The organism is Verrucosispora sp. SN26_14.1 (assembly GCF_004307965.1).
Lineage (GTDB): Bacteria > Actinomycetota > Actinomycetes > Mycobacteriales > Micromonosporaceae > Micromonospora.
Window position 1 is genome coordinate 1 of sequence record NZ_SISL01000235.1, and the last position, 9261, is coordinate 9261.

Sequence of the window (9261 nt, forward strand, 5' to 3'; positions counted from 1 at the left end):
CGCCCGGCCTGGTCGCGCCGCGCCGCATGGGCGCTGTGCGGGGCGTCGCTGCAACTGGCCGCCGTCGCGGTGGGTCTGGCGGTGCTCAACGGCGGCTCGGTGGGCGACATGTCACACCTGCTGCTGGTGACCTCGTGCGCGATCGTCGGCGCGGCGATCGCCGCCCACCGTCCGGACAACCCGATCGGTTGGCTGGCCCTGACCAGCGGGTTCTGCTTCTCGCTCCAGGAGGCGTGCGGCCAGTACGCCGCGTACGGGCTGGTGGTGGCACCCGGTCGGGTGCCGTTCGCCGAGGTGCTGGCCTGGCCCCAGAACTGGCTCTGGGTGCCCGGCAACGCGGCCGTGGCGCTGATCCCGGTGTTCTTCCCCGACGGCCGGTTGCTGTCGCCCCGATGGCGGCCGGCGGTCTGGGTGGTGGTGCTCCTCGGCGTCGCCGCCATGGTCGCCGGGGCGCTGCGACCCGGCGCCAACGAACAGGTCAGCCCGGTCGGCGCGGTCAACCCGCTCGGCGTACCGGGTTGGCAACCCGTCGCCGACTCGACCGCTGCCGTGGCAACCCTGGCCAGCGCGATCATCTACGTGGCCGCCGGCTGCGCCGTGGTGTGGCAGGCCCGCCAGGCCCAGGGCGTCCGCCGACAGCAGGTCAAGTGGCTCGGGTACGCGGTCGCGCTCGCGGTCGGTGTGGTGGTCGCCCGGCTCGTCGCCGGCCTGACCGACGCGCACCCGACCATCTGGCCGCACGGCAACCTGCTCTGGGACCTGGCCGGTGGTCTCAGCGGCGCGCTGATCATGGTGGCCATCGGCATCGCCGTCCTGCGACACCGGCTCTTCGACATCGACCTGCTGATCAGCAGGACCGCCGTGTTCGTCGCCCTGTCGGTGGCGGTCGGCGGCGCGTACGTGCTGGTCGTCGGTCTGCTCGGGGCCGGCTTCGACGCCTCCGCGAGCCTGCCGGTCTCGTTCGTCGCGGCGGCGGTGGCGGCGCTGATCCTGGCGCCGCTGCGCGGCTGGCTGCAACGCCGCGTCAACCTTCTCGTGTACGGCGAACGTGACGACCCGTACGCGGTGCTGGCCCGGCTGGGGCAGCGGCTGGAGCAGACCCAGGACGCCGCCGCCGTCCTCGCCACCAGCACGGCGACGGTCCGCGAGGCGCTCCAGCTCTCCTACGTGGAGATCGAGACGGTCGACGGCCGGTCGTACCGGCTGGGTGTCCCGCCACCGGACCCGGTGCGGCTTCCGCTGGCCGCCCACGACACCGTCGGTCACCTGCTGCTCGGCCCCCGGATCGGGGAGACCACGCTCGGTGCCTGGGAACTGCGGCTGCTGCGCGACCTGGCCCGGCACATCGGGGTGGCGGTGCAGGCGGTCGGTGCCCTGGACCGGGCCCAGTCGCTCGCCGCCGACCTGCAACGCTCCCGCGAGCAGTTGGTGCTGGCACGCGAGGAGGAACGGCGGCGGCTGCGTCGCGACCTGCACGACGGCCTCGGGCCGACGCTGGCCGGGTTGACCATGCGCGCCGAGGCGGCCCAGGAACTCGGACCGGGTCCGCCGACCCAGCGGCTGCTGGAGGAGATCGTGGTGGACGCCCAGACCGCCGTCGCCGACGTCCGGCGGCTGGTCAACGGTCTGCGACCACCGGCGCTGGACACCATGGACGTGATCGGGGCACTGCGGTCGCACATCGCCGGCTGGCCGGACGACGGGCCCCGGGTGGTCTTCGACGCCCCACCGGTGCTGCCGGAGCTCTCCGCGGCGGCCGAGGTGGCCGCCTACCGCATCGCCATGGAGGCCCTCACCAACGCCCGGCGGCACGCCCGCGCCACCCAGGTGCGGGTGCGGCTGCGGGTCTCCGGCGGGCGGCTGTGTCTGGAGATCCGCGACGACGGCCGGGGCCGCCGACCCGACCGGCCGGACGGCGTGGGCATGCACACGATGCGGGAACGGGCCGAGGAACTCGGCGGCTCCTGCGTCGTCACCTCGACACCGGGCGCCGGCACGCTGGTGACCGCCACCCTGCTCACCGGTATGAAGGAGACCGATGGACCAGATCCGGACCCTGCTGGTTGACGACCACGCGCCGTTCCGGGCCGGCTTGCGCGCGCTGCTCGCCACCAGCCCCGACATCGAGGTGTGCGGCGAGGCGGCCAGCGGCGAGGAGGCGCTGGCCGTACTCGCCCGGGTGCAACCCGACGTGGTGCTGCTCGACCTGACCATGCCGGGGATGGGCGGCATCGCGGCCACCGAGCGGATGGTCCGGATGAGCCCGCACGTGCGGGTGCTGATCCTGTCCATGGCCGACGACGACGACTCGGTCTTCGCCGCGCTGCGCGCGGGTGCCCGGGGGTACGTGCTCAAGGGCGCCCGCCGACTGGAGATCATCCGGTCGGTGCGGGTGGTCGCCGACGGCGAGGCGATCTTCGGACCGGCCATCGCCACCCGGCTGATGGGCTACTTCGCCGGGCTGGACCGGGCCGAACCGGCGTTCCCCGAACTCACCGCACGCGAGCGGGAGATCCTCACGCTCATCGCCGCGCACCTGACCAATCCGCAGATCGCGACCCGGCTGGGGTTGAGCACGAAGACGGTCCGCAACCACGTCTCCAACATCTTCGCCAAACTCCAGGTCGCCGACCGCGCCCAGGCCATCAGCGTGGCCCGCCGCCAGGGCCTCTGAGCCGGGGCGGCGCGTTGGTGTGGCGGGTCAGCGGGACGGTGCGCCGGGCGGGCGGGACGGTAGGGCGGCGAGCCAGTGCTCCAGCGCCTGCGGGGTGTCGAACAACAGCACCGGCGGCCCGGCCCGATCCTGCTGCCAGGCGCGCATCCGCGCGCGTTCGCGGGCGTACCCGGTGAGGTGCCAGACCAGGACGGACTCCGAGGAGAGCACGCTGCCCAGCGACTCGCGGTTGCCGTTGCAGATCTCCTCCCGGGTCCGCAGCCGGTCCAGGGTGCGGCGCAGCAGCCACCGGAAGGAGAGCCAACGCGGATAGTCCAGGCCGATCACCAGGTCGGCCCGGGCCAACGGCACGTCCCGCCAGCCGTGGTACGCCCCGTCGAGGATCCACCGCTCCTTGCGGCAGATCGCCTCGATCCGGCTGCGCTGCACCGCGACCGGCACCTCCACCCAGCCCGGTTCCCAGAGCAGGTCGTCGACCGGGTGCCAGGGCAGCCCGAGCCGGTGGGCCAAGTGCTGCGCGAGGGTGGACTTGCCGGAGCCGTGCACCCCGTACACCAGGATGCGAGTCGGGCTGTTCATCGCGCGGCAGCCTACCGAGTGATCTTCGCGCGGTCGACCGGGCCCAGATCGTGGTACGGATCCGCCCCTGGAGGGGCGCTTTCGCACCACGATCCTGGTCGACCCGAGATCCGCCGGGCGGCCGGTTCACCCGGCCCGGCCGCCCGGTCGGACTCAACGCCGGTTGGCGAGGTCGCCGCAGTCCGACTCGTCGGGCAGCAGCGGCCGCAGGGTGACCCGCCACTGTTTGCCGTCGGAGGTCCACGGCGTCGCCATGTTGGCGCTCGCCGCCGCACCGAGCAGCGTGCGCACCTCGTCACCGGTGACCGTCACACAGCCCAACCCGAGGTCCTTGCTGAGGGCGGCACCGGGCAGTGCCGGCCCCGGCCAGGCCACCTCGGGCTGCTCGCCGGCCTCGCTGTCGGCGACCCACGGCTCGGCAACGGCCGCGACGGCGGTCGGCGCGTACGCGGTGGTGTCCTCCAGGGTGTCGCCGAGCGGGCCCGACGGGTCGGTCAGCGACTCGGCGAAGGCGCGCAGCTTGTCCCGGGCCGACTGCTGCTCGGCGCTCAGGCCGCTGTCGGTGCCGGTGGCCTCGCCGAGCGCGTAGACCTCGGACTCCTCGACGCCCTTGTCACCCAGGAGGGTGAACCGGGTCGAGGCGGCGTCCGCGACCGGCGGGGTCCCGAGGTCGGAGACTCCCCCGACGCCCGCCGCCCGGGCCTGCGCCACCAGCTTCTCGACCTCGTCGGCGCTGATCGTGCGGACCTGGAGGTTGGGCAGGGCCGGGCCGGGATACTGCAACGTCGTCGGCCCCTCGGTGATCACCCGCCCGTCGCCGTAGACGCTGATCGCGGGCAGGCGGGTGGCCAGCATGGCCGGCGTGACGAACCCGCCGACGTAGTCCATCCGGAACACCACGGAGTCCGCCGAGTAGGAGCGCTCGGGAGAACCGGCGTCGCCCGCGCCGCCGGCCCCCTGCTGGCCGCAGGCCGCCGAGGTCAGCAACAGCAGGGGAAGGACCGCCAGCCGCCCGCTTCGATGAATCTTCATGCCGATCGGACGTATCCGGAGCCCGATCGGTTTCTTCCGCCGTCATCTTTCGCGCGCGTCGGGCGTGGATGTAAGGAGGGGACCCCTTTACCTCACCAGACGTTAGTAGGGGTCCCTTCCTTACATCTCGTCCTCGGCTGTCAGCGCATCAGGTCTGGGCCGGTTCGGCGGTGATCGGCGACACCTCTGGCCGGGTGCGGCGCAGTCCTCGGGTGAGTAGCAGCGTCGTCGCCAGAGACAGGGCGGCCAGCACGGCCACCGCCCGATGAGTCGGCATCACGTCGGCGACCGCGCCGGCCAGCGCCGCGCAGACCGCCTGCCCGGTCAGCATGCCGTTCTGTTGCAGGCCGAGCACCTGGCCACGGGCCTGTGGCGGGGAGTGGGCAAGCAGCCGCTCCTGCAACGGCAGCGAGGCCGCGAAACCGACCGAGGCGACCATGGCGACGAGCACCGCGAGCGGCAGCTCCGGACGGACCAGGAAGGCGAGGTACGGCAACGGCAACAACAGTCGCAGCGACAGCACCCAACGCTGGCGCGTAGCCGGCCCGAGGAAGCGACCCACCAGGACGTCACCGGTGAGCATGCCGAGGGCGCCGGCGGCGAAGAGGAAACCGGCGCGGTCACCGGCGTACGGCAGGAACAGCGCCTCACAGCCGACGACCAGGCCGCTGGGCACCCACAGGTTGAGGTAGAGCGAGCGGCGTCCCGGATCGGCCCACAGTTCCCGGTTGATCCGCATGGTCCGGGCCGTCGAGGTCGACGCGTCCGCCCGGGCCGGTCGCTCCCGCAGCCCGAACCAGGTCACCGCCACCGCCACCGCCCGCAGCACGGTGGCGACCAGGAACACCTGGTACGGACTCAGCCAGACCAGCAGCACGCCACCCGCCCCGAAACCGGCGATCTGCATGACGCCGACGCTCACGTTCAGCGTGGACCGGCCGAGCACGTACGCGCCGGGCGGCAGGATGTCGTTGAGCAGCGCCCAGCGGGCGCCGCCGGTGACCGACCCGACGTACGCAACCGTCAGGATCAGGGCGAACCTGGCCCACAACGGCAGCCCCGGCAGCGCCTGGAGAGCCGCCCCGGCAAGCGCGACGAGCGCGGCGATGGTCAGCGCCCGGCGCGGCGGCAGGCTGTCCGCGGCGGAGAGCAGGGTCAGGCTGCCGAGCACGCTGGCCAGCGGCGCGCCGAACATGCTCAGCGCGGTGAGCAGGGCCGACCCGGTCGCGACGTAGGTGAGCGAGCCGAGAGCCAGCGCCGAGGTGGTGTGCGCGGCGATGCCGGCGCAGTTGGCCACGAAGAGGTTGCGGAATTCGTGGACGGCGAACAGCTCCGAGTAGGTTCTCACTCCGACGATCCTCGGCGCAGGTCGCCGCGCGCCCTACAGTTACGGCTGGAGGCGAAACATGTCCGTCTGGCAGGTACCGGTGGATCTGTTGGCGCACAGCCGCTTCGTCATCTCGCCGATGACCGACACCGTCGCCGCGTTGCGGGCGTTACACAGCCCACGTCGACCGTGGCAGCATGCCTGGCGCCGCCCGCACCTCGACGCGTACCAGCGGATGGTGGCGGCCCGGCCGCTGCTGCCGGCGTTGCTGGCGGCGGCGTTCCAGCCGCGCTGGACCGCCGACTTCCTCACCCTGGCACCCGCGACGGCGGCACCGACGTTCGCCGAGGAACTGGCGGTGGTCGCCGGGCGCGACGACGACCGGATCCGCGCCGACCTGCGGGCGGCCCGCCCGGGTCCACTCGCCGACCTGCTGTGCGGCGATGGCCTGGTCGACCAGGTGTTGGCCCTGCTCGACTGGGTGTGGACGCAGACCGTGCGACCGGAGTGGCCGGCGCGGGAACGCCGCCTGCGGGCCGACGTGGTGGCCCGTACCGCCCGGCTCAGCACCCAGGGCTGGGCGGGCGTACTCGCCGACTTCAAGCCCACCGTGCGGTGGCTCGGCGAGGGCAACCTCCAGGTCAACGACTACCCCGCACCGCCGTTGCCGCTCGACCGGGCCGAGCATCTGGTGTTCGTCCCGGCACACTGTGTGCGCGGCTGGGTGCTGTGGGACCGGCCGACCCTCTTCGGCATGGTCTATCCGGCCAGCGGCATCCTCGCCGACGACAGCCCACCGATGCCGGACGGGCTGGACCGGCTCATCGGCCCGAACCGCGCGGACATCCTCGTCCGGTTGACGAATCCGCTGAGTACGTCGCAACTGGCGGCGATCACCGGGCTGTCCCTGGGCGCGGTCGGTGACCATCTGCGGGTGCTCCGCGACGCCGGCATGGTGACCCGGCGGAGGTCGGGCCGGGAGGTGTTGTACTGGCACACCGCGCGCGGCGCCGCCCTGGCCGGGGTCGGCGCGTCGGCCGGACCGGTCATTCCACGGTGACCGTGTACGCGGCCGTGTGCACCTCGCCGTCGACCTGGAAGTCGAAGAACGCGCGGTAAACGGCCGGCGAGGTCAGCAACAGCAGAGGAAGGACCACCAGCCGCCCGCTTCGATGAATCTTCATGCCGATCGGACGTATCCGAAGCCCGATCAGTTTCCTCCGGCGGCAGATCCACCGCGAGCATCGGACAGACGGGTCCTGACACGCGGATGGTGAGGCGGCACGACCGTGCAGGACGTGCCAGGATCGTCGAATGCCGATTCGCGGCGGTTCCGCGCTGACCGCAGTCGCCATGGCCTACGCGATCTCCTCGATGGGTGACCAGGTCGCGCTGGTGGCCTTGACCTTGCGCTTCTACGAGCAGGGCGCCTCAGCGGTCCTGATCTCCGCCCTCGTGGTGGTGGGAGTGCTGCCGATCGTGGTGATCGGGCCGTTGGCCGCGCCGTTGATCGACCGGGTGGAGAGCCGCCGTCTGGTCACGGCGGTCGCCCTGGTGCAGGCCGCCGTGGTGGTGGTCGTGGCACTCACCGATCACGTCGGCGTCACGCTGCTGCTCGTGGCCGCGTTGGGGGCCGGTCTCGCCGTCGTCTCGCCGGCACTGTTGCTCCTGGTGCCCGCAGTCGTCGGTGAGGAACGGGTCGCGTACGGCTACGGGCGCCTGGAAGCCTTCCGGGCGGTCGGGAACGTCCTCGGGCCGGCCCTGGCCGGAATCCTCGTGGCCGCGTTCGGCAGTCGGGGCGCACTGCTGATCGACGCGGTGTCGTTCGTGCTGATGGCGATGGTCGTCACCGCCGTCGCGGTGCGCCGCGAGCCGGTGTCCGGTGCTCGCGCACACTGGTCGCAGCAGGTGCGCGAGGGCGTCGTCGTGCTGGGCCGCAACCGCATGCTGGTCACCGCCGTCTCCGCACTGGCCGCTGCGGTCGTCTTCACCGCCACCATGAGCACCGCCCGGGTGTTCTTCGCCCGCGAGGACGTGGGCACCACCGATGTCGGCTACGGACTGCTGCTCACCGCCCACGCCGTCGGCATGGTGGCCGCGTCGGTCCTCCTCGCGCCCCGCGTGCCGGTGGCCGCCCAGCCGCGCGTGCTCGCGGGAGCCGGGCTCCTCATGGGTGTGGCGCTGACCGTCGTCGCCGTGCTCCCCGTCCTCGCCGTGGCACTCGTCGGCTTCGTGTGCACCGGCATCGCCAACGCCCTGCAGAACCTGGCCGTCCGGAACCTCATCCACGCCGAGGTACCCGCCGAGGTGCGGGGTCGTGCCTTCGCCTGCGCCTCGGCGCTCCTCAACGGCGCCAACCTCTCCGGCACCGCGCTGGGTGGACCGGCCGTGGTGGTCCTCGGCGGCGCGACCAGCCTCCTCGTCGCGGGTCTCGGCGCAGTCGTCGCCACGCTCGCGGCAGCACCGGTCCTGCTCCGCAGGGGTCCCACTACCTCGTAGCGCCCCGCCGTGAGTCCGATCACGTCACGGTGACCGTGTACGCGGCCGTGTGCACCTCGCCGTCGACCTGGAAGTCGAAGAACGCGCGGTACCGGCCGGGGCTGGGCGGGGTCAGCCAGAACGTCACCGCGCCGTCGACCAGCTCCTGCTCGGGGTGGACGTGCACGAGACCCAGGTCCCCCTCCCGGATCAGCACCAGGTGCCCGTACGCGCCCAGGTAGCGGTCCAGTCGGGCCGGCTCGGTGCCGCCGGTGCGGGTGACCCGTAGTGCCAGTGGCGTGGTCACGCCCACCGTGGGCGTACCCTCCAGCGCGACCGAGTACGGCCCGGCGGTCGTCTCGCGCTGCGGCGGTGGCAGCCCTGCCGGGGTGTACGCCCCGGGGACGTGGTGGTCGACGCCGAGCACCAGCGGCAGTTGTCGACCGTCGGTGGTGGTGACGGAGAAGTCGGCGTAGACGCGGTAGTCGCCGGCCTTCGCCACGGTCAGCGGGACGCTCCAGGTGCCGTCCGACGCCATCGTCGGGTGCAGGTGCTGGTAGCCGCCGAGGTCGTTGCCGACCACGATCAGGTGCAGCGGCTTCTCGTGCACCACCGCGAACCGGGTGGCGGGCTGCCCGTCGGGGCCGACGATCCGGAACCGGTAGTCGAGGGCCTTGCCGGCCTGTTGCGTCCGCAGCACCGGCTGGAGGGTGTAGCCGCTCACGCTGACCTCGGTGCCGGTCGCCTGGCCGGTGCCGTCGCCGGGGTGCGTGTGGGGACCGGTGCCCGACGGGTGCTGGTGTCCGTCGCCCGCCACCGCTCCGGCGACCGGGGAACCGGCGGCGGCTGCCTGCGGGCCGCCCGTGCTGGTGGTGCGTGGCTCGCCGGTGCCGAGGCGGCCCAGCCCGAATCCGGCCAGCAGGGCCACCACCAGCCCACCGACCAGCAGCACCAGCCGGGTGTCACCGTGTCGGTTCTCCGGGCCGGTGCGGGCCGGTGCCGAGTCGTCCGGTGGGTTGACGACCGGCGTTTCCCGCTCGGTGGTGGCGAGCGCACCGACCGGGACGCCCGCCGAGGGCCTCCGATCGGCCGCCGACGTCGCGCTTGCGCGCGCCGAGGACGTCGCCACCGCTGTCGCTGATACACATCTCCGAGCCCACGAGACTAGCGC

General features: G+C 73.0%; 9 protein-coding genes. 4 read left to right on the forward strand and 5 right to left on the reverse strand.

From position 1 onward, the window contains the following. Both EYA84_RS19835 and EYA84_RS19840 read left to right on the forward strand, forming a co-directional pair. A partial coding sequence (locus EYA84_RS19835) for a sensor histidine kinase (RefSeq protein WP_131054545.1) occupies positions 1-2067 on the forward strand: 2067 nt, incomplete at its 5' end. Then, the gene (locus EYA84_RS19840) at positions 2039-2674 is read left to right on the forward strand and encodes a response regulator transcription factor (RefSeq protein WP_131054546.1); all 636 of its coding nucleotides are present in this window, start codon (positions 2039-2041) and stop codon (positions 2672-2674) included. The genes EYA84_RS19835 and EYA84_RS19840, both read left to right, overlap by 29 nt. 27 nt (positions 2675-2701) lie before the next feature. Here the strand turns inward: EYA84_RS19840 and EYA84_RS19845 are convergent, their stop codons facing one another. The 3 genes from EYA84_RS19845 to EYA84_RS19855 form a co-directional block, all read right to left on the reverse strand. Then, positions 2702-3253, reverse strand: a complete 552-nt coding sequence (locus EYA84_RS19845; RefSeq protein WP_131054547.1) for an AAA family ATPase — start codon at positions 3251-3253, stop codon at positions 2702-2704. 153 nt (positions 3254-3406) lie between these two features. Further along, complete coding sequence (locus EYA84_RS19850) at positions 3407-4285, reverse strand: hypothetical protein (protein ID WP_131054548.1); 879 nt, start codon at positions 4283-4285, stop codon at positions 3407-3409. Between the two features lie 148 nt (positions 4286-4433). After that, positions 4434-5633: an MFS transporter gene (locus EYA84_RS19855; RefSeq protein ID WP_131054549.1), complete on the reverse strand. Its 1200-nt coding sequence runs from the start codon at positions 5631-5633 to the stop codon at positions 4434-4436. A gap of 58 nt (positions 5634-5691) precedes the next feature. Between EYA84_RS19855 and EYA84_RS19860 the strand changes: the two genes are divergently transcribed. After that, positions 5692-6672, forward strand: coding sequence for a helix-turn-helix transcriptional regulator (locus EYA84_RS19860; protein WP_131054550.1), 981 nt, complete (start codon positions 5692-5694; stop codon positions 6670-6672). Here the strand turns inward: EYA84_RS19860 and EYA84_RS32560 are convergent. Then, positions 6659-6796 carry a hypothetical protein gene (locus tag EYA84_RS32560; RefSeq protein WP_161595005.1) on the reverse strand — a complete coding sequence of 46 codons (138 nt, stop codon included), beginning with the start codon at positions 6794-6796 and terminating at the stop codon, positions 6659-6661. The two genes, EYA84_RS19860 and EYA84_RS32560, sit on opposite strands and share 14 nt — an antisense overlap. Before the next feature lie 130 nt (positions 6797-6926). Here EYA84_RS32560 and EYA84_RS19865 point away from each other — a divergent pair, with 130 nt between their 5' ends. After that, positions 6927-8111: an MFS transporter gene (locus EYA84_RS19865; protein ID WP_131054551.1), complete on the forward strand. Its 1185-nt coding sequence runs from the start codon at positions 6927-6929 to the stop codon at positions 8109-8111. A 19-nt stretch (positions 8112-8130) separates the two neighbouring features. Here the strand turns inward: EYA84_RS19865 and EYA84_RS19870 are convergent, their stop codons facing one another. Then, positions 8131-9219, reverse strand: a complete 1089-nt coding sequence (locus tag EYA84_RS19870; RefSeq protein ID WP_236145856.1) for a hypothetical protein — start codon at positions 9217-9219, stop codon at positions 8131-8133. Positions 9220-9261: the final 42 nt, after the last annotated feature.

What these genes read in the sequence shown, in the direction of transcription:
- EYA84_RS19840 (WP_131054546.1), top strand. Translation starts at nt 2,039, where the DNA reads ATGGACCAGATCCGGACCCTGCTGGTTGACGACCACGCGCCGTTCCGG.
- EYA84_RS19860 (WP_131054550.1), top strand. Translation starts at nt 5,692, where the DNA reads ATGTCCGTCTGGCAGGTACCGGTGGATCTGTTGGCGCACAGCCGCTTC.
- EYA84_RS19845 (WP_131054547.1), bottom strand. Translation starts at nt 3,253, where the DNA reads ATGAACAGCCCGACTCGCATCCTGGTGTACGGGGTGCACGGCTCCGGC.
- EYA84_RS32560 (WP_161595005.1), bottom strand. Translation starts at nt 6,796, where the DNA reads ATGAAGATTCATCGAAGCGGGCGGCTGGTGGTCCTTCCTCTGCTGTTG.
- EYA84_RS19850 (WP_131054548.1), bottom strand. Translation starts at nt 4,285, where the DNA reads ATGAAGATTCATCGAAGCGGGCGGCTGGCGGTCCTTCCCCTGCTGTTG.
- EYA84_RS19865 (WP_131054551.1), top strand. Translation starts at nt 6,927, where the DNA reads ATGCCGATTCGCGGCGGTTCCGCGCTGACCGCAGTCGCCATGGCCTAC.